17 protein-coding genes are annotated in these 20291 nt (G+C 34.5%); 12 read left to right on the forward strand and 5 right to left on the reverse strand.

Going from position 1 to position 20291, the window contains the following annotated elements; genetic code table 11:
* Positions 1-305 precede the first annotated feature (305 nt).
* Positions 306-2237 carry a hypothetical protein gene (locus tag BCR25_RS09920; RefSeq protein WP_139124567.1) on the forward strand — a complete coding sequence of 644 codons (1932 nt, stop codon included), beginning with the start codon at positions 306-308 and terminating at the stop codon, positions 2235-2237.
* 682 nt (positions 2238-2919) lie between these two features.
* On the opposite strand, the gene BCR25_RS09925 is transcribed toward BCR25_RS09920, so the two are convergent.
* From BCR25_RS09925 to BCR25_RS09935, 3 genes are all read right to left on the reverse strand, one after another.
* Entirely contained in the window at positions 2920-3357 is a 438-nt protein-coding gene (locus BCR25_RS09925) for a Spx/MgsR family RNA polymerase-binding regulatory protein (protein WP_069663464.1), read from the reverse strand.
* Positions 3358-3813: 456 nt separating this feature from the next.
* The gene (locus BCR25_RS09930; RefSeq protein WP_069663465.1) at positions 3814-4806 is read right to left on the reverse strand and encodes a C47 family peptidase; all 993 of its coding nucleotides are present in this window, start codon (positions 4804-4806) and stop codon (positions 3814-3816) included.
* Positions 4807-4831: 25 nt separating this feature from the next.
* The gene (locus BCR25_RS09935) at positions 4832-5554 is read right to left on the reverse strand and encodes a tyrosine-type recombinase/integrase (protein ID WP_083242638.1); all 723 of its coding nucleotides are present in this window, start codon (positions 5552-5554) and stop codon (positions 4832-4834) included.
* A 787-nt stretch (positions 5555-6341) separates the two neighbouring features.
* On the opposite strand from BCR25_RS09935, the gene BCR25_RS09940 reads away from it, so the two are divergent.
* Together BCR25_RS09940 and BCR25_RS09945 are read left to right on the forward strand one after the other, a co-directional pair.
* A complete protein-coding gene (locus tag BCR25_RS09940; protein WP_069663467.1) occupies positions 6342-6701 on the forward strand; it encodes a hypothetical protein in 360 nt (119 codons plus the stop codon).
* 378 nt (positions 6702-7079) lie between these two features.
* Positions 7080-8105: an Abi family protein gene (locus BCR25_RS09945; RefSeq protein WP_069663468.1), complete on the forward strand. Its 1026-nt coding sequence runs from the start codon at positions 7080-7082 to the stop codon at positions 8103-8105.
* Between the two features lie 133 nt (positions 8106-8238).
* Here BCR25_RS09945 and BCR25_RS09950 read toward each other — a convergent pair whose 3' ends face one another.
* Complete coding sequence (locus BCR25_RS09950) at positions 8239-8565, reverse strand: hypothetical protein (RefSeq protein ID WP_069663469.1); 327 nt, start codon at positions 8563-8565, stop codon at positions 8239-8241.
* Between the two features lie 51 nt (positions 8566-8616).
* Positions 8617-9018, reverse strand: coding sequence for a hypothetical protein (locus tag BCR25_RS09955; protein ID WP_069663470.1), 402 nt, complete (start codon positions 9016-9018; stop codon positions 8617-8619).
* Positions 9019-10752: 1734 nt separating this feature from the next.
* Between BCR25_RS09955 and BCR25_RS09965 the strand changes: the two genes are divergently transcribed.
* The 9 genes from BCR25_RS09965 to BCR25_RS10005 all read left to right on the forward strand — a co-directional run.
* Positions 10753-11028 (forward strand): hypothetical protein, encoded by a 276-nt coding sequence (locus BCR25_RS09965; protein ID WP_069663472.1) that lies wholly within the window; start codon positions 10753-10755, stop codon positions 11026-11028.
* A gap of 137 nt (positions 11029-11165) precedes the next feature.
* Complete coding sequence (locus BCR25_RS09970; protein WP_069663473.1) at positions 11166-11408, forward strand: LexA family protein; 243 nt, start codon at positions 11166-11168, stop codon at positions 11406-11408.
* Positions 11409-11494: 86 nt separating this feature from the next.
* Entirely contained in the window at positions 11495-11761 is a 267-nt protein-coding gene (locus BCR25_RS09975) for a hypothetical protein (RefSeq protein ID WP_069663474.1), read from the forward strand.
* A 252-nt stretch (positions 11762-12013) separates the two neighbouring features.
* The gene (locus BCR25_RS09980) at positions 12014-14362 is read left to right on the forward strand and encodes a helix-turn-helix domain-containing protein (protein ID WP_069663475.1); all 2349 of its coding nucleotides are present in this window, start codon (positions 12014-12016) and stop codon (positions 14360-14362) included.
* Between the two features lie 170 nt (positions 14363-14532).
* Positions 14533-15732, forward strand: a complete 1200-nt coding sequence (locus BCR25_RS09985; RefSeq protein ID WP_069663476.1) for an MFS transporter — start codon at positions 14533-14535, stop codon at positions 15730-15732.
* Complete coding sequence (gene sdaAB / locus BCR25_RS09990; protein ID WP_069663477.1) at positions 15732-16394, forward strand: L-serine ammonia-lyase, iron-sulfur-dependent subunit beta; 663 nt, start codon at positions 15732-15734, stop codon at positions 16392-16394. The genes BCR25_RS09985 and sdaAB overlap by 1 nt, the downstream gene beginning before the upstream one ends.
* A gap of 19 nt (positions 16395-16413) precedes the next feature.
* On the forward strand, positions 16414-17289 hold the full coding sequence (sdaAA, locus tag BCR25_RS09995) for an L-serine ammonia-lyase, iron-sulfur-dependent, subunit alpha (protein ID WP_069663478.1): 876 nt from the start codon (positions 16414-16416) through the stop codon (positions 17287-17289).
* 58 nt (positions 17290-17347) lie between these two features.
* Positions 17348-18778 (forward strand): amidohydrolase, encoded by a 1431-nt coding sequence (locus tag BCR25_RS10000; protein ID WP_069663479.1) that lies wholly within the window; start codon positions 17348-17350, stop codon positions 18776-18778.
* A gap of 777 nt (positions 18779-19555) precedes the next feature.
* Positions 19556-20291, forward strand: a 736-nt coding sequence (locus BCR25_RS10005) for an InlB B-repeat-containing protein (protein ID WP_211272503.1), incomplete at its 3' end; no start/stop codon positions are given.

Here is a 20291-nt window from a genome sequence, read left to right on the forward strand (position 1 = left end):
GTGATGAGCAAGTGAGCTTAGTTGTACCAGGGAACCAAAACTGGCAAAATACGGGAACACAATCAGAGTATCAAGCGGAGTTAACCTATACGTTCTCAGCGATACCATAAAGAGAGATAGATAAGTAAGGTTGATCAATTAAGTTCTTTGAAAGTGAGCTAGGTTGGTCAGCCTTACTTTTGAAAAAAAGAGTAAATAGACTTTGGACAGATCTAGATGATAACTGATTTAACTTGTTTACGAGAGCAGCCACTGAATGATAACATGATTGGGGTCAGCATAACTTTAAATAGGGGAGGTTGAAAATGAGACGTGTTAGAATACGAAAAAGAATAATATATTGTATTTTTCTCTTGGATCTAATTATTTTTATTCTAATTTTGGGGGTTAATCGTGATGTGTTTGCAGAAATGCAAAAGACTGTAACAGCTGTTGGTGAAAAAATTGTTTATGAGTATTGGACAAATCAGTATAACGATATTCCACAAAAAGTCCTGGATAATAAAGAAAAATATCATTTTAAAGAAAAGATTATATCCACGAAGAAAATAGAAACCACAGCTAAAGAAATAGCGGAAAAACAAAGTTCTTATGTAATAGAGCGAAATGAACCATATGGTAAAAGTATGACATCCATACCAGAAGGTAAGGCAGGGATAGATTATATTGAACTGGAAGATAAGGTACTTTTAGACTGGGATGACATGTTCATTACTACGATACCAGAAAGAGGTGTTCATTATGTGGAAAAAGGCAGTCAAGAAGATAATGAGGGAGCACTTGCTAGGAAATGGAAAGAGTCTGCTGGGGCGAGAACAGATGTATCAGAAGAACAATTGCAAACGGATTTAGAGGCGGGCTATCTTGTTGAGGATTCGACTGGTAAAATAATTACTTCAATTAATGAATTAACACCGTCTATTTCAGAAAAGGTCATTAGACCTTATGATTTTGATGAAGGTGGACCTAATGGTAGTGATAGCGATTTTCCTCAGGATTATACACGGCTGTCATTAGATGATGTAGCTGTTGGTCGACATGTAAAAGCTGCATTTGAATATTTGCCTTTAGAAGTTAAACACGATCCCAGATTGTACACAAAAGAAGCAATTTATATCCAAGATTTGTATGACGTATTTGGTGGATTAAATACGCCTAAATTAATCGGTCAAGAAAAAGTAGATTGGAATTATGATTATATTTTAGACACAAACGGTGCGAAATTATTGGTAACAAGTGCTAATTTACACGAACTAGGAAATCCATTGTCTGTTGCAGAAGCAAATGGTGGGATCGTTGACGATCGAAAAGTTTATGAATACTGGGAAAAGCGAGGTAACGTGTATGTAAAAACAAATTGGAGTTATGTGATTACATCACCAAATTATGTAGAATTTCATGAACATGAATTGAATACGTCTCAAGATGGCTATAATTTTGGCGCAGGAACAATCTCTACATGGTATGTCTTGAATCAACCAGGAAATCTGACCGGATTCCAACAACAAGTAGCGCAAAAGGCTGCTAGTGGTAGTGGAAACAGTGGTATTGCGAATGGCTGGGCAAATGGTTTTGGGTTTAAAGAGGTTTTAGATACGTCTAATCCGTTGACAAGTATTTTAGGTAGTAGTGTTATAGGCCCAGGGTTATATCGAACCACTTCTCAACAATATGGAATGTTATACACACCTTCAGCAGAAATCATAGATGATATGATTTTTATGGAAGTGTATCCTTATAATGATATAAATGGAAATAAAATGTATGACGCAGCGGGGCAACCTGTATATCAATGGAGAAAGTACTATTATACAGATAAACAAGAGTATTATGCATTAGAAAGAATCACTGCTTATGACTATGGTTATCAAGTGAGTTTAAAAAATAGTTATACCTATGATATATCTCAAGTGTACTACCAAACAAGGAAGAGAGTTTCTCAATATCAAAAACAACGCCCAGTATATTCGTATGAAGTAACTCAAAAAGAATATAGCTGGTCAGAAGAAATTGATAAAACAACTTCTACTTCAGATAGTTTTGATGAACCTAAAAATAATAGTAGTTATGCCAATACGCCTAAAGTAAATAAAGAAAGTCAAAAAGGAAACAAGTATTTGCGAAAAGGACTTCCAGATTTAGGAAATAAAACAGATAATAAGATTCTTTGTTTTGGATTAGTTCTTGTTAATGTGCTTTTGGGTAAAGCCCTAAGGAAATATAGGTCATTTAACTAATAGTAAATTTAAAAGAAATCAGTATTTAGAAGATAAGTTTCTTTTTAAGAAAACAGTGGCATAAAAATAGTAAGTAAAACTCCTCTGAGTTTTCTTTAATCTAGGGTATGTCTAATTGAGAAAGGAATGAATACGTCAGTTACTTATTAAAGACAGGGCAGAAATCGTTATAGGCCAAAATAGAGGTTTCTAAATTTAGTAAAAAATGTTTAATTTTTATATCGCTATAAATGGATACATTTTTATAACAAAATCAGTTTTATTTATAGTCAAAAAAATACATTCCTTATAAAGGTAACCAGATTTTTCATTTCTAGTATCTACTTTATAGGGAGTGTATCATTTAGCCGGAGTTTATAACTAATTCAATTCTTCTACTGATTTAAAGGATTCTACATAATATAAGAGAGGTATTTTAGCGTATATCTTTCTTTTTTATTGAGGCACTATCTAATGAAATTAGCTAATAAAGTTAGCAGAATTTTATATTCTCAAGTCCAGAGTGCTGTTTCGCAGAGGTGGTTAAGGTAGTTCGATAAAATAGGCTGTAAAGAGTTTTAAATTATCAAAAGAACCTTAAAGAAAATTCAACCAATGATTGCTAAAAAGAAAAATTTTATTATTTACATAGAACATTATTTAAATTGTTGTATAAATAATCATATAGAGAAGCTGTGTGGAATTATTTATTGGTCTGCTTATTGGCTTGTTTTGTAAGATAATCCGATTCTAGAGTGAAAAGAAAATCATTCATACCTACTTTTCTCCTATGTCTAGGAATAAAACAACGTGCTCGTTCTTCATTGAACCCAGTGATAAATTGTTTATGATCGAATAGAATAGGGCTGCGAAGAAGAGCAGGGTGTAGTGTGATAAAACGAACAAGCTCGCTTAACTTTAGGGAATTTAATAGGTCTATATTTTCTTTGTAGAGCGTTGAGCGTGTAGAAATAATGTCTTCTACGCCATTATAAGAAAGTTTTAGAAGGAATAGAATATCTTGCTCAGTCATAGGATTGAAACGAAAGTCTTTTTCTCGAAAAGGAATCCCTTCATTGAGTAACCATTTTTTTGCATGACGATTTGAACTACAACTTTTGCCATAGTATATTGTTAACATGGTGTATACTCCAATCTAAAGTGATTTTTTACGTTATTACAATAATATAGCCTATTTTTATAATAAAAACATATAAGCAACTATTAAAAGAAGCTTTACGGTATATATCACGTTCTTTTAGAAAAATTTCCACTGAAAAAAGATACTTCTTGGTAGTTTACGTTGCTCGTGCTATATGATTTCCATGTACAGATAAAAAGATTTATTCAAGTAAAGTATACAGACACTTTAAATCTAAAGATTTCTATCGTTTTCTACTATTTTTGATAAAGTGTGGTCATTTTTTAATTGTCTAAATCCCTGCATTACTTTTACCTTCCGTCAAATTAGGCGAGTTTTTTTATTTTTTACAACTACTCTACATTTTTTTTATTTTAGCAATAATTGTGTGATTTTTGCAACCGAATAAAAAAGAACTTCTACAATAATATAGAAGTCCTACTAATAATCTAGTTATTAAAAATTATAAATAGTTCGATACCAAGTATAGCCTCCCCCTGGGACAGGGATTGTCATTGGTAGCGTATTACCTTGAACTGTCATTGGATAGTTCCACCAAGGGTTCCATACATAGTAAACTCTATAAGGTTTACCTCCGCTTGGATTTTCATTATCTACCCAACCATACAAGGCAAATGCATGTCTAGATTTACTTGTCTGGCTTCCATAACCGATACCGCCGATATACAAAGCATTTCCCTTGCGTAAATTACTCTCTATCACACTATGATTAACAGTACTTTCCACTAATTTTGGATATGTTTTTCTATAGTTTGCGTAAGCAAGTATTTGATTCGGAGAAACGCCATTCTGTTCCCTTTGTTTAGGAGTTAATTTAGGAAATGAATAGCTCACTATGTCAACAGCTCTTGTTGCACGAGCATCTACTTTATTACTCAATATGGCTGCAGTAACAAAGGCTGCACACCAAGGTACATCACCTTGTGTTTCGTTAATTCGCCAATTTATCATTGCGTAATTTTTTGCAGTGCTAACGCTTGATCGCGTTAATTTTGAACCTTTTGTTATATTAGTTTGTTTAACAAAATCCGTTTGATTATATATGTTTTTTTCTTCAATGGTACTCTCAGTTGACTGTAACGCATTATTTGCATCTTCTACAGTAAGTTCGATAGTGTCGCTTTGTTTACTTGAAAATTCATCTCTAGGAGCTTCAAAAATTTTCTCAATCGTATCATTTATTTTATAAAAAATATCATCCTCTTTTACAAAAAAAGAAATAGATTCACCGTTAGCTGAATCAATCGCAATATTGATTTCATTTACTAGGAAACGAGAAACTGATGACACGTATTCTCCAAGTTCATTTTTACGCACAGAATAAAGAAATTCTAATTTTTTATTTAGATACACCGTGAAACGAAATAAAAAAATAAAATATACGCTCAATCCTTTTAGTGGTAAGGGATTGAGCGTTTTTAATTTCATGCAAGAAAGTAATGACCTTGAATAACTAGAAATTTACATAGTTCACAATTTTTTCTACCGTCTTTTTCTTAGTTTCATTCGTTACATGAGTGTAAACATTCATGGTCATTTCAATAGAGCTGTGCCCTAGCCTTTCTTGTGCTTCCTTCATACTTGCTCCAGCTTCAAAAAGCATAGATGCATGAGAATGTCTATAACCATGAGAACCGATAGTATGAAGCCCTACAGCTTCAGACAAACGCTTTGAACGTTGATAAACATCTTGCCTTATCATTGTACTACCATCAAAGCCGACAAATACCATGCCGTTAGATTTTACTTTATTTGCAAAGTGATATTCTTTTTGCCTAAGCTGCCATTTTTTAATAATAAGCATAGTTGCTTCATCAAGCATAATTGTACGCCTGGATGATTCGGTTTTTGGTGTAGAAATGACATGGCCATCTTTGGAATCAGACATAGTTTTTGTGATCTCTAATGTATTAGAACTAAAATCAAAGTCACTAAATGACAAAGCCAAAGCTTCACCAACCCTTATACCGGAAAAAGCAAGCAGCCGGAACATCGCGAGATCAAATTCATTATAATACTGTTTTAGTCGGCTAGAGGTTGGTTTGTTATCAACTTTATTTTTTAAATGTTCCATAACTTGTTTTAGCTCGTTGGTGTTATAAAATTTTAGTTTTTTCTCAGAAGATTTTTTCTTTCTTGGTTTTATCACAGAACGAAAGGGATTGCTGGTTATCATTTCGAGATGAATAGCACTGATCTGCTGATAACAACAAAAGAAACAAAATCAATGATAGATGTAAAAGCCAAGCCGAAGCAGAAAGCCACCACAACAGAGAAAACCAAAACATAAAATAGTTTGAATGAAATAGCAACGATCAGGGTTGAAATTTACCAGGGCAGCAACCTATGATCGATCGAAGAAAAAGCATGATCATTGAACGGAAACAAAAACAAAAAGGGAGCGGATCGCTTTCTTTTTTCTTTTCTCTGAACAAAAAAAGAAAAATGTTTCCGGATCAAAAATCAAACAACCCCCCCTATCGTTTTTGATTAAAATTTTTCGCCGGGAGATAGGGTAGAGGGAGTTTTGCACATCGTTAGGTCATTTTTTTTTTTAAATAAACGTTTTTCTGATTTTGGCACTTGAAAAATGGATCAGTCGAACAGGGTATAAATTCAGTGGTAGCAATAGATACCGCGTTTTTTGAACGAGAAAAAATAAAGAAATTGATTTCGTGATTTTTGATGAAGAATAGAACGCGGAAACATTGTTGTATCAACGTTTATAAATGAATTGTATACAAAAATAAAAAAACTTCATTAAGTGGCTCAAAACCCGTGTTTTTTTGACGTTATTTTTGTTCAAAAATGACAAAAACAGACAAAAAAGTCATTCTTGGATAAAAAACAGAGTGTGAGAGATGCAGTTTGAAAACGAAAATATTTTTGTGGAATGTTGCACATGTATAAATGAGTAATCAGGAATGATATAATAAGAAAAAAGAAATGAGGGGAATTCTATTATGGGGTATACCGACATCAAAGAAATGTTTCAAGATGCTAAAAATCTAGCTACTGGAGCAAATGATCTGCAATTAAAAAATGTATTGTTAGAAATTCAAACAGCAGTGTATGAACTGCAAGAAGAAAACAGAGAACTAAGGGACACGATACATGATTTAGAAAACGAAAAAATTTTGGATTCGGAGCTAGAGTTTCATCAAGGCGTATACACAAGGGGAAACGAAGTGTTTTGTAATGTTTGCCGAGATAGGAACAAACAACTTTCTAGAGTTCGTTTTGCAAAGAAACACGAGAACGGAACAAATGTTTATATTTGCGATGTTTGTAAGACATGGAGATTTTCAGATATTGAAGATTAAGGAGCAACAAAAAAGAAAAGAATGCATTTAACAGAACCTCACGCACCTCTCTACGACGTGTCACAGGTGGGGGCTTTTTACATATAGAGGAGCAAGTTAAAAAGCAATCATTAAAAGAATGGTGTTATTTAATCGGGCATCGCTAGCAGCTTTTTCTTAAACAAAAGAGACATTATTACGTGAAAAGAAAACTTTTTTACTGTTTTTACGAACAAAATTACGTATTTTTTGAACTTTTTTCAGCAAATGTATTGACTAATAGATAATATCGGTGTTATATTTGTTATGCAGAAGGGCAGTTTAGCCTAGGGATACATAGCCTCATTCCACTATTGTGGGTGGGGCTATTTCTCTACATAAAATCAAATGGAGTTCAATATGGAAAGTGAAAAAATATTTTTAACGTGGCATCAGCAAGTAGAGAAACTAGCTTCAAGGAATCTCTATTTCAGCGATAAAAACGAAAAAGAGCAAGCAAAGCAAATTTTACAGAATAATTCTTATTATGCGCTTGTCAATGGATATAAAAATATACTCAATGTTGTTTGTGTCGATGGTGAAGATGATTTTCAAGGAGAATCGTTTCATGATCTTAATCAGTCTTATAATTTTGATAAAGAACTATCTGCAATTATTTTCAAGTATTTACTTAGAATTGAAGATTCGATAAAAGCGATTTTCTCTTATTATTTAGGGGAACAATTCGGGCATAAAAATATCGATTACTTATTGGAAGCTAATTACAAATCAGGGAACTATGTCAACAATGCCGGGAAATACGAAAGAGACATATTACTAGATAAACTAAATAAGATTATTTCAGAGAGTAATGCCGTTCAGATAAAGCACTACCGAGAAGGACACGGCTATGCTCCGCCTTGGGTATTGGCTAGTTCTGTATCTTTGGATACTCTGATGTACTGGTTTAAACTTTCAAGACCGAATATCAAGAAGCAAGTCGTTAAAACTTTGTTATACGATTATGAACAGTACCCATTTTCACATATTACGAGTATTGAGGAAAACATAGAGCTATTTAGTAATATGATGACTATAGTTAAAGAGTATAGAAACAGAGCGGCACACGGCAACAGAATAATGAACCATCTTTCTAAACATAATTTGAGAATTCATTTGATTCAATTATATTCAGATAATAGAATTGAATTGTATGAAGAATATAAAAACGGATCGCTTAACAGAGACTTCTTTTCTCTTTGTGTAACTATGGTTATTATGCTTTCCAAAAGAGAAGACATGAAAAATAAATTTATTTTTGAACTGCAGCAACTGTTTAAAAACTTGGAAAAAGAAAACTATGCATTATACAAACTATTGATGTCTAACATCAAATTACCAAGCGATTTTGATGAGTTGTTAAAAGGGATCATAAACAAAAAATAAAAACATCTGTCAATCAATTTTCAGACAGATGTTTTTATTCTCTCACAATGCTATTTTTTTGACCCTGTTTTTGAACTTGAAGCCGTTCGACTTCGTCAACGTGCATCCGACCCAAAAAATAAGGAATACTAATTTAATAAGTAAAAAAGTCTGCATCAGCGTATATCCGACCGTAAAATCTTAACATCGGATAATAAACAGTTCCGTTTTCTGTTTTTTCTCCATCAAACATTGAAAAAGCTGCCCCTAATGAATAACTAGACGCGTTCGTGTTATTACCTTCCAAAAACAACATAGAAGTCAGAGCAAGACCGAAGTCATTCTTTGCAAATTGATCTACTTCTCCTGATATAGATTCAGTTTGAATAATAACATCGGCACCTTCAGTGGCGTTTACAGTTACATCGTGAAATGAAACTGCTCCGAATAAAAGTAACATCGACAAAATTATTTTTTTCATAAAAAACTCCTCACTATAAGTATTAACATTAGATATAATGTTGAATTAATCTTACTTAAAAGGGATTTGTTTGTCAAATCGGATTGGCTTATTTGTTCCTTCTATACCTTCTGCTCCATCAATACTCTTTGTATAAATCATTTCATTATCCAATATCTTGAAGGTTAAAACCATTTTTTCGTATTTTAGAATTAAACTATCACTCGTAACCTTATCCAGAACACATGTATACTCGTACTTCTCCTCACTGTCCTCAAATAGTTCTATCTTAATATGTTCATTATCTAATTCGACAATATTTAATTCGTATCTCGAATCATCCTCTTTGCCATTCCAAATATTCAAAAATTGATTCAAAACCTTATCTGATTTCTCTCCGTTTTTTTCTGTTTTACAACTTCCAAGACTAATTATGCATATTAGAACTATTAAAATTGCTAACAATCTTTTCACTGATTTTCCTCACTTCCAAATCAACATAATACATAATGTATTTTAAAACAATTTGTAAGATATACAAATATAAAAGCAGAAAAAAGCTCCCGCGTCATAAGAGATAAGGAGCTAAAGGAGTTTTGCTTGAAGGTGAAATGAAAAAGTGATTCGTTAGTGTTGGTTGTGTCTATACTACCGTCAACTAATACATGTAAAAAAACTTGATGAATTACCCATAAACTGACTGTTGTTTGCTATCTCTGACCAACTGTTTATGCTAGTTTAAAAGTGGCGTTAAACACCAACCACACAACACCTGTAGGTGATGCGAAGTTAAAATTACGATAGTTATCCATGAACCTTGCCGACACTTGAAACTCTACTTTCGTTAAATGTAAAGTCTTGATTGACTGCGATTCGCTTGTATGTTACAGAATGCTTATCCGAAATATACGTCTTACATTGTTATTTTTCGTGGGTGCGGAAGGACTGAATACAGTTGGCCTAGTCTTTGCGACCGACGTTCCCGTAGAACTAGTCTTCTAATTTGTGAAGTATAGTTTTTTATGCATAGAATACTATATAGAATTATGGATATATATATATCCATATATCCATAATTCGGGTCTGAATGTAGTATTGTGGTGTAGAGGAAACATATAGTTATTTAGTGGAAAACTGCAGTGAGTTATGAAAGCAAGCTAGGAGGTAATGATGTGGTACATTTTTCGTAGTATAAAGTATTTTTTTAGAGTAAGTCTTCTGCTAATTTTTTTAGTGTGTGGTTTTCCAGAGATAGTTGTAGTGAGTTTTTTTTTAGGAATATTTAGTTTTTCATTAGAAGTTCCAATGGAACTGAATGGAAGTGTATTATTTGTTGCGGAATTTATACAATCTAATATATATCCATGGAATATCTTGGTAAAATTTTTTTTAATAATCTTACTTCTAGTTACTTATTTGTTGTTAGCTTATTTTATGTATTTTAGAAAGCTATACCTAGTGCATCTTTTTGTACCTGTAATAATTACTGTATATATTTTTTTTGCAACAAAATCTGTAGGGAGTTTGTTCTTGAGTGAGAATGTTAATTTTTTATGGAGTATTATGTGGTCAGTATTGGTGGCTACTGCAGTTATTGGATCAAGGTTGAATATTTATTGGTATATTCAAGAAATCTATGATAAAGAGTAAATGAAGTATCTTTTTAAAGAAAAAATGAAATTAAAAAAGAGTGGGAAAGTGTAGAAGTAGATAGTATTAGGAGGGAAGAGTAGTTCAACTAATTTGTTTTATCTTAAAAAATCTAAATATACTGCAAACTCTTGTTTCATTTTCTGTAATTGCCTGTAACGTGATAAAGTTCAGTTAATAGTCATTAACTAATAATATAATTACTTTTTAGATCCTCGTTTTTTCAGCTGTGAATATTAATATAGAATAATGTGGAAGAAATACTAGGGGGATAAGTATTTTTTTGTACTGTGTTGTACTTTAAGCATAAAATGTGAAAGGAATGATTATGTAAGTGGTGTATCGTTTTTTCTTTAAAAATAAGAGGTATATGTATACCTGCGGATCTTGTGGCTATGTTTGTATTGTAAAGCTAAAATATGAGAATAAATTGTTGTGTCCAAAATGTAACAAGAAAGTTTTTGGACGTATTAGTTTTAATTGAGGGCATATAGTGTAGGTATTTGTGTGGTTTATAAATTATTTGATTTGTATGATAGCTGAAATTGAGGTGAAAGGATGAAAAAAAACAAGAACGATAAAATAATAGCACGAAAACTCTTGTTAGGATTATTGAACAGTAAAGAAAATTGGATTCAAGATACAGAAACTGTAGAAAAAATACAATCATTAGCAAAATTTTTATCTGAAGAAAAAGGTAACAACAACTACAGCCGGGTATCTGTTGAGGAATATGTGAGATGTTTTAAAAAAGGAATGTCTCAAGAGAAAATTGCCAATAAATTTGGGATGACTGTGTCTGATCTAAAGAAATGGAGAGAAAGTAATGACTGATAGAAAAAACAATCAAGGTTTATAAATGGCTGCTTAAATCAGGAAGATAGAAGAATAAAATTTTTGGATTTTTTGCTAGATCAAAGAGGTAGTAGAAATGAAGAGAATAGATTATATATAAGTGAGGAATTAATTTAATGGAAACGATTACTCTAAAGCAGAAAGAAATACTAAAATTCATAGTGTGTTTCATTAAAAAGGAGCAGTGGGCTCCCACGTATAAAGAGATAGGAATAGGTGTAGGTATAAAAGCAAAATCAGCAATTTATGTACATATGAATCAAATAGAGAGTAAGGGATTTATAGAAAGAGAACATAGAAGCTCTAGAGCTATCCGTATTACTGAAAAGGGAAGAATCTATTTGGAAGAAAAATGGTGATCCAAACCTGAATATTGCATGTTTACTTGACTATATGCGGGGATGTTTGGACCATAAAAATAATTGGCTGAAAAGAGGAGAAAATAATGAAAAAAGTTAATTTTGTAATAGTAGTTTTATTATTAATTGTTTTTGTATTATTCGTTACTTTTTTAAATCAAATGTATTCCTTTCTAGATAGTATTGCATATATCATTATTCCTAGTGAGGAAGAAGAATATATATCTGCCGATTCAATTAACAGAGATCTGATTCGAACAATTCCAATGATGTTCATTACAGGAGTTACTGCGATTTTGGCATATAAAAAAGGACTACAATTGAATGATGGAAATAACCAAAATAATAATTGAATGTAGGAATAGACTGTAGGAATAGACTGTCTACAACATTGATAAAATTTTTAAAGTACATTGTGAAATCAGTGTGCTTTTTTATTGAAGTATCGTTCTAAATTGAATGTAATGATTTTTCGTAAAAAAAATTACAATACAATGAAGATACGATGTGTATATTGATTAAAAAAGACAGATCTAAACTTCGAAAAAAGATGCTTTTTTAATGTTACATAAAAATAAATAGAGAGAAGAAGGAGGAGTAAGGTTATGGAAGAAGGTAATCAACGTCCGTTTAATCTATCATTAATGAAAGTAAATTATGTACCGCCTATGATGAGCAAGGACTTAACTCTGTTGTTTATGCTTGATGGAAATATGACGGTAACCATTGGAGAAAAAGAATACCAATTAGAATCAGATGATCTATTGGTGGTCAATCCATTACATCAATATCAGATGAAAAGTTCTGACAAAAATTTATTGTTATATTTACGTATTTCTAGAAAACCAATAACCACCCATTTTAAAGAAAATTGGTTACCTTATATCGATTGTTCGAGTTCTGGTTTGAAAGATACAGAGAAATTTCAACAATTGCGCGTACTATTGGCTCATTTAAGTTCTGTTTATTTTAAACAAAGAGGAGAAAGTGAACTTGAAATTTATCAACAATTATTTAGTTTACTGAATTATTTAGTGAAAGAATTTAAAAAGGATTTAAATCTGATTCCTCAATTTAAACAAGAAACAACGGATAAACGAATCAATCAACTATTAACACAAATTCAAAAAGAGTACGAGTCCCCCCTGTCCTTAGAGCTGTTTTCTAAAACTAGCGGAATGTCCTATTATCATTTATCTCGTTTATTTAAAAAGCAAGTTGGGACGACATTTACTGATTATATCAATCAAGTTCGTTTGATGCGTGCAACAGAAGCGCTACTTTTAACCACTGATTCTGTCATCCAGATTGCTATGAATGCTGGCTTTTCAAGTCCAGAAATCTTTCATCGAGTATTTAAAAAGCAGCATGGATTAACCCCGTCTAATTACCGTAAAAAGTACTCCTTAACTAAAATTCAGGATAATCAAACCCTAAAATCCAGAAAGTATCAAGAAATATCAGGTGCTTCAGCATTACAGGAGTTGGCAAAATATCTGGTCGGAAAAGATATCGAAGATGAAAATACAGCAATCGAACAACGAATGAAATTCACTATTACTAAAGCAAGCAATCCAATGTATCAGTCTAGTAAAAAAATTATCAAGATTGGTCCAGCCAGTGAAGGCTTAGCTGGAGGAGTTCAAAGAGAGCTACACATTTTACGAGAAGAACTAGCCTTTGATTTTGTTCAATTTGAGGGTTTTTGTGAGGAAACCAATTTTGAAAATAATGTCATGCTAGTATCTGAATATATTTTGAATAATCAATGGTTTGATTTTTTGATTAAGATTCAATTGAAACCAATAATTCAACTGTTTTTACCAGAAGACTGCATAGATAAAAAGAATGTTCAATTTTGGTGTGACAAACAAATAAAAATTATTCGGCATTTTCTTAATCGCTATGGGTATGAAGAGGTTGGTCAATGGTATGTACAGTGGTCATTGCCAAAAAATAATAATCGTTGGAGCGAAGAGAGTCGTTGGGGTTATCATTATTTTTATCGTAAATTGAAGCGGTTGATACCCTCTTTCAAGATCGGTTTAATGTCTTTACGCTCATTATCAGAGACAGAATATAAACAGTATGAGGAATTTATTGAAGAACAAAGTAAGTACCATTGCTTACCTGATTTTATCAGTTTTCATGCGGATCCATATGTAACATCGACAGTCAAAGATAAATATGCGTTAGACTTTAAAGACTACCAGAAAAAATTAATAACACGTGTAAAATCAGTTGTTTCAAAATACGCAAAAAGCAAAATACAAGATTTTTCTAATTGGGAGCCAGAGATCTTTTTAACAGAATGGAATACATTAGTTGGAGAGGGGAATACTTTTTCAGGGACTTTTTTTCGTTCAGCTTTGATTTTGGAATCAATTGTTGAGCTATCGAAAGAAGTAACAGGTATTGCCTTTTGGCTGAACATTAAAGTCAAAGAGCGGCAAAGTCATAAGAGAGAGGATAGTAGTTTATCGGTTTTCTTTTATGGAATATTACGTCGACCACTCTTTTTCTCGCTTCGTTTTTTAAATCATTTAAAAGGGGAAATCGTTACAAGTGGTTCAGGCTATATACTGACACAAAATCAGGGGCAATATCAATTGCTGCTGTACAATTCCAGTTACTTAGATCCACTTTATTCAGTAGATACTTTTCAAGTAAGGTATCAGATGAAAAAGATAAAAGTTCATTTAGAAGGGCTACGGGTAGGAGAGTATCTGATTAGAGAATATGTATTAGATAAAGATCACGGAGGTATTTATAATGACTGGATTCGAATCGGTGGACAGGCGGAATTAGATGGAGAGTTGCAAAGTTATTTAGAACAGAAAATTATACCGAAATTTGAGCTAAGGAAAGAACTGATTACAGCTGACGGTTATGAGTTTGATACAACACTAAGCTTGAATGCCTGTCAATTATATTTATTTCAGCCGTTGTATTGAAAAAAACAGAGCAAAAAAAGATAGTGCATTTTTGCTCTGTTTTTTTTTTTTTTTATGAATCAATAATATTGACTTCGAATTAAGCAATTAAAGGGATTCTAGTATGTCGTGTATATATATATACTAAAAGAAGGAAAATGTTTTATATATTTGAATAATGGAGGAAAAAAATGGAAACACAAGTTGAAAAAACAACAAATAAACGTGGTATTGGACTAATTTTGGCATTGATGGCGGGTTATTCAATGATTTATATGGATAAAAGCATGATTTCTACCGCTGTTTTACCAATTACAAAGCAATTTAATTTAGATCCAGGGCAGACAGGAATGATTATGTCATTCTTCTTCTTGGGCTATTCAATGATGCAAATTCCTGGTGGTTGGTTAGCTGATAAAATCGGATCTAAAAAAGTATTAATGTTGTCACTAGCAGTTGTATCGATATTTTCATATGCATTTGGTGCAGTTAGTAGCTTGATGTTATTTATGACTATACGCTTTTTTGCAGGAGTTGGTCATGGTGGTTATCCACCAAGTTGTTCTAAATCAATTGCTGACAATTTTCCGCAAGAACGTAGAACATTTGTACAATCGTTAATTCTTTCTACTTCTGGGATTGGTGGAATTCTGGCCTTTACATTAGGAACGAATTTGATCAATGCGAACTGGCGTTATGGCTATGTAGCTTTAGGAACGTTGTTTGCTGTAGCATTAGTTTTAGTAGGGATTTTTGTTCCAAATCAAGAAGTCAAGGTTAAAACTGGAGCGGATAGTAAACCAGTAATCAAATTTAGTCAAGTGATTACAAATAGAAATGTACTTGTTTTATTTGTTGCTATGCTTTTGCTAAACTTCCTTCTTTATGGAAACATGTCTTGGTTGCCAAGCTATTTAGCGCAAAAATTCGCAATTGATATTAAAACGATTGGATACTTACTTGCAGTGAATGCAATATTCCAAACAGGTGCAACCATGTTTGCAGGTGCACTTTTATCAAAACTTTTTTTGGGCAAGGAACGTACATTTATCATTAGTGCAACTGTTCTAGCTGCAATTTTGGTAGCTGCTTTTGTGGCATCAAATAATCTTGTATTATCAATGATTTGTTTAGTTGCAGTCAGCATGGTTTCAGTTAGTGCATTTGTAGCAATTTTTACATGGCCGCATAAAATTATGGATAAATCTACTATTGGCTCGTCAATTGGGATTATCAATACTGGCGGAACGTTAGGTGGATTTTTAGCACCATTAATTTTAGGTCAATTAATTAAAATGGCCGGAGGCTCATTTACATTAGCTTTTGGATTTATGGCGGTAGCTAGTTTACTTTGTGGACTTTGCGTATTAGGAGTGAAAAAAGAAGCGTAATGATAGAAAGAAAATTTAAATATAAAAGCGCTTTTGATATCATTGGCCCGATCATGGTCGGGCCTTCTAGTTCGCATACGGCCGGAGCGGTCAAAATCGGTAATATGGCCAGAGAATTATATAAAAATACACCTAAAGAATTGATTGTTACGTTTTTCGGTTCCTTTGCTGAAACATATAAAGGTCATGGAACAGCTGTAGCAATCGTAGCTGGTATTCTCGGGTTTGAAACGCATGATGAACGTATTCCAGAGGCAATCAAAATTGCTGAACAACAAGGGGTGACAATCGAATTTCTAACCAGTTCAAAAGGAGCTAAGCACGCCAATACCGTAAATCTAAACTTGATTGATGGAGAAAGAAGGTTGGATTTAACTGCAATTTCTATTGGCGGTGGCAGCATTCAAGTGACTGAAATCAATCAACACTCCACGATATTGAATCAAGAGCAAGGGTATGGACTTGTATTGACGACAGATCAGCCGAAAACAGCTATTCCATGCGTTGGAAATACTTTAGAGAGTCCTGAATTTATAATAATACAGAAATTGAATCAAGAAACTGTCTTTTTTGTGGAAACGCTTAGTGATATCAGCCAAAAATTAATAGAAAAAATCAAAGAAATACCCGGGATTACAGCAGTGTTGCCAACGACCGGCTAAAATTGAGGACGTGAAACTTTTGTTTAGATCAATTGAGGAATTAGTACAATTAGCAAAAAAAAATCAATGTAAAATAGCCGAAATAATGATTACTCAGGAGAGTAGGATTTCTGAACGTAGTCGGAAGGAAATTATGAATCAAATGACCTTGAATCTGGAAACAATGGAAGTTGCTGCTTCTAAAGGTATTAAAGGAGTACGCTCTTATTCTGGTTTGACTGGCTACGATGCAAAAAGATTACAGGCCTATTTAGATAGGAAAGTGGTACTCACAGATATAACTTTTGTTAAGGCTTTATGTTACGCGGTTGCTACTAATGAAGTTAACGCAGCAATGGGTATGATTTGTGCTACACCAACGGCAGGATCTGCCGGGGTTGTTCCAGGTGTATTGTTAGCATTCAGAGAAAAACTACAGTCAAGCCATGAAGAACAATTGGAATTTTTATTCACTGCAGCAGCATTTGGATTTGTTGTAGCGAATAATGCAATGATTTCAGGTGCAGAAGGTGGTTGTCAGGCAGAAATCGGATCTGCTTCAGGAATGGCGGCCGCAGCTTTAGTTGAATTAGCAGGTGGGACTCCAGAGCAAGCGAGCCATGCATTTGCAATTGCATTGAATAATTTGATTGGGTTAGCCTGTGATCCAGTTGCTGGTTTGGTGGAAATTCCTTGCATTAAAAGAAATGCGGGTGGTACTTCCAACGCAATTAGTGCAGCGGAAATGGCATTGGCAGGCATAGAGAGTGAAATTCCGGCAGATGAGGTTGTAGAAACGATGTGTCGCGTTGGACGTAGTATGCCTGCAGATATTCGTGAAACAGGGATTGGTGGGTTAGCCGGGACGAAAACTGGGAAGCAAATTGCTAAAGAATTATTTGGAATTGAACGTTAAATGAATATTTTGATAGGGAAAAAGAGATGTCTAGTTGAAAAGAGAAAGGAAGAATAACATGAACGCAAAACAAAAAATCGCAGAAATGATTGATGCCAAACAAGTGCAATTTACGGCAACAGCAGATCAAATTTGGGGAACACCAGAAACAAGATTTGCGACAGCAGAATCAGTAAAGCCATTTTTAGAAATTTTGGATAAAGAGGGATTTACCGTTGAAACTGGGCTTGCAAATATGGAACATTCTTTCGTCGCAACCTATGGCAGTGGAAGCCCTGTAATTGGAATTTTAGCGGAATATGATGCCTTAGGGAATTTAAGTCAAGTTGCTGATCTTGGGGAACGAAAAGCAGAGAACGAAGGTGGAAATGGTCATGGTTGCGGGCATAATTTATTGGGAACTGGTGCTTTAGCAGGAGCGATAGGGATAAAAGACCTAATGGAGCAAGAAAAATTAACGGGAACAATCAAATTATTTGGCTGTCCAGCAGAAGAAAGCGGATATGGAAAAGCTTTTATGGTTCGAGACGGTGTTTTTGATTGTTTAGATGTTGCGTTAACCTGGCATCCATTGGATACAAGTATGGCATGGGGATTAAGCAGCTTAGCTGTGTATCAGGTTTATTATAACTTTAAAGGAATCTCTGCTCATGCAGCATCATCACCAGAACAAGGTCGCAGTGCATTAGATGCTGCAGAATTAATGAATATCGGAGTTCAATTTTTACGTGAGCATATCATCGACGAAGGGCGTGTTCACTATGCTTTCATGGATGCTGGTGGAGAGTCCGCTAATGTGGTCCAGCCAACAGCTAGCCTGTACTATTTTATCCGTGCACCCAAGTTAGATCAGGCTGAGTCAATCTATAAACGTGTCAATAAAATCGCGGAAGGGGCAGCTTGGATGACAGAAACAGAGTTAGAAATCGTTTTTGATTCAGCATGTGCCAACTACTTACCAAATCAGGCAATGACAACTGTAATGTATGAAAATCTAAAAGAATTCGGTAAACTGAATTTAACAAAAGAAGACCAGGAATACAGTCAAAGATATTATGACAGCTTGGATGATGCTACTAAGGTGAGCTTAATCACACGAGCAAGACAAATGAATCCAACGGTAAGTGAAGAAGAAATCCAACGTCTTGGTACATTGCCAGTCTTGGATAATGTTGGACCATTGGTTTTTTCCAGTGCAACATTAGGCTCAACAGATGTAGGTGATGTCAGTTGGGTTTGCCCCACAGCACAAGTCTTTGTTGGCTGTGAACCACAGGGAACACCGCCGCATTCATGGCAATGGGTTGCAAATGGAAAATCTTCTGTCGCGCATAAAGGATTGTTAGCTGCTGGGAAAACAATTGCTACAACAGCATATGATTTATTGACCAACCCTGAGTTGATGGCAAAAGTGAAGGCTGAACACCAAGCAACTATTGGCGATAAGAAATATCAATCAGCGATTCCCGCAGATGTAATGCCAAAATAAGAGAATAAGACAGCAATTAGCGAGAGCGAATTTCACTAATTGCTTTTTTGCTCTTTGTCAGCTAATAAAAGTTTTTTGGTAAAGAAAAAAATGATACTTACTACTACAAATGCCTTTGCAAAAGCAAGGTCGCTCATCTATTTTTTCTTCACATATTTTGTTGAATTCGGACTATATCCAATGACACTATTTGGTAATCTGAATTCAAGCTAACGATTTTTAGCTTTTTATTATACGGGCTGAATCACCTTTTTCTTTTCTGTGCAACCGAACTATCACATTTTTTTGTATCCTAGAGAACTGCCTGATTTTACTATAAGTTATATATATATATACCGATGTGATGTTTAATCGAAAGATAGGAGTATATATAAGGAGAACCATTTGGATATCTACGCATATATCGTTTTTATGAAAAAAAGATATATAATTAAAAAGATAAGGTATGATAAATAGAAGAAGGAGAAAGCTATGAAAGGACGTATTATATTAGGTTTATTATTGGTTTGTTTATTAATTTTTGGATTTACTCGTACAAAGAATACTAGGGAAGTATTTGCGAACGAAAATGGTACATTAACGAGTTCACAGACGGAGTTCACAACGACAAAAGACGCTCCAAACGCCATTAAACCCAGGTTAACGTATGAATGGCCCGGATGGGCCACAATTGGATATACACCGACCACATTTCAGGCCTATGCAGAAACTACCTCTGGGTATTGGTATAATAGCAGACAGGCACGCGGCGTCACAGTCACCAACAGCACGGGGGAAATGGCGAATGGGAAATACGTATTCCGAGCAACGGTCGATATGACGATAGATCCACAAAACGGCTACGAGCTGTTTTATACTGCCGGAACACCAGTCGGATTTGGCATCATGTTCGCCGGGATACCTTATACACTAACATTTAACGGGAATGGAAACACAGGTGGGACAGTACCAGGAAGGCAAAGCATAACAGAATCTGAGCCCATCTCAAATATCCCTTCCAATGGGCCGACAAGAACCGGACACACATTTGCTGGGTGGTATAACGGAACAAGCGGGGGATATAGATACCTCCAAGGATCGTCGTATATGCCTCCAGCAAACCTAACGCTGTACGCAAGATGGACGAGAAACAACTATACGCAATCATTCAACGGCAATGGACACACAGGAGGAACGGTACCAGGAAGCAGAAGTGTAGCCTATGAAGCCACAAGTACGGTCCCGGCAGCCCCAACCAAAACCGGACACACATTTGCTGGGTGGTTCAGTACGAGTGCAGCGACAGGAGGCACGCAACTCACAACAAGCTACAAGCAGGCAGCTGGAAGTGTGACGTGGTACGCAAGATGGACGAGAAACAACTACACGCAATCGTTCAACGGCAATGGACACACAGGAGGAACGATACCAGGAACCAGAACAGTAGCATACGATGCCACAAGTACGGTCCCGGCGGGACCAACCCGAACGGGATACACATTTGTTGGCTGGTTCGGTGGAGCGAATGGCGCAT

Source organism: Enterococcus termitis (assembly GCF_001730305.1).
Taxonomy (GTDB): domain Bacteria; phylum Bacillota; class Bacilli; order Lactobacillales; family Enterococcaceae; genus Enterococcus_L; species Enterococcus_L termitis.

Coding starts and splice junctions, on each gene's coding strand:
- BCR25_RS09920 (WP_139124567.1), top strand. CDS start 306: ATGAGACGTGTTAGAATACGAAAAAGAATAATATATTGTATTTTTCTC.
- BCR25_RS09925 (WP_069663464.1), bottom strand. CDS start 3,357: ATGTTAACAATATACTATGGCAAAAGTTGTAGTTCAAATCGTCATGCA.
- BCR25_RS09930 (WP_069663465.1), bottom strand. CDS start 4,806: ATGAAATTAAAAACGCTCAATCCCTTACCACTAAAAGGATTGAGCGTA.
- BCR25_RS09935 (WP_083242638.1), bottom strand. CDS start 5,554: ATGATAACCAGCAATCCCTTTCGTTCTGTGATAAAACCAAGAAAGAAA.
- BCR25_RS09940 (WP_069663467.1), top strand. CDS start 6,342: ATGGGGTATACCGACATCAAAGAAATGTTTCAAGATGCTAAAAATCTA.
- BCR25_RS09945 (WP_069663468.1), top strand. CDS start 7,080: ATGGAAAGTGAAAAAATATTTTTAACGTGGCATCAGCAAGTAGAGAAA.
- BCR25_RS09950 (WP_069663469.1), bottom strand. CDS start 8,565: ATGAAAAAAATAATTTTGTCGATGTTACTTTTATTCGGAGCAGTTTCA.
- BCR25_RS09965 (WP_069663472.1), top strand. CDS start 10,753: ATGAAAAAAAACAAGAACGATAAAATAATAGCACGAAAACTCTTGTTA.
- BCR25_RS09970 (WP_069663473.1), top strand. CDS start 11,166: ATGGAAACGATTACTCTAAAGCAGAAAGAAATACTAAAATTCATAGTG.
- BCR25_RS09975 (WP_069663474.1), top strand. CDS start 11,495: ATGAAAAAAGTTAATTTTGTAATAGTAGTTTTATTATTAATTGTTTTT.
- BCR25_RS09980 (WP_069663475.1), top strand. CDS start 12,014: ATGGAAGAAGGTAATCAACGTCCGTTTAATCTATCATTAATGAAAGTA.
- BCR25_RS09985 (WP_069663476.1), top strand. CDS start 14,533: ATGGAAACACAAGTTGAAAAAACAACAAATAAACGTGGTATTGGACTA.
- sdaAB (WP_069663477.1), top strand. CDS start 15,732: ATGATAGAAAGAAAATTTAAATATAAAAGCGCTTTTGATATCATTGGC.
- BCR25_RS10000 (WP_069663479.1), top strand. CDS start 17,348: ATGAACGCAAAACAAAAAATCGCAGAAATGATTGATGCCAAACAAGTG.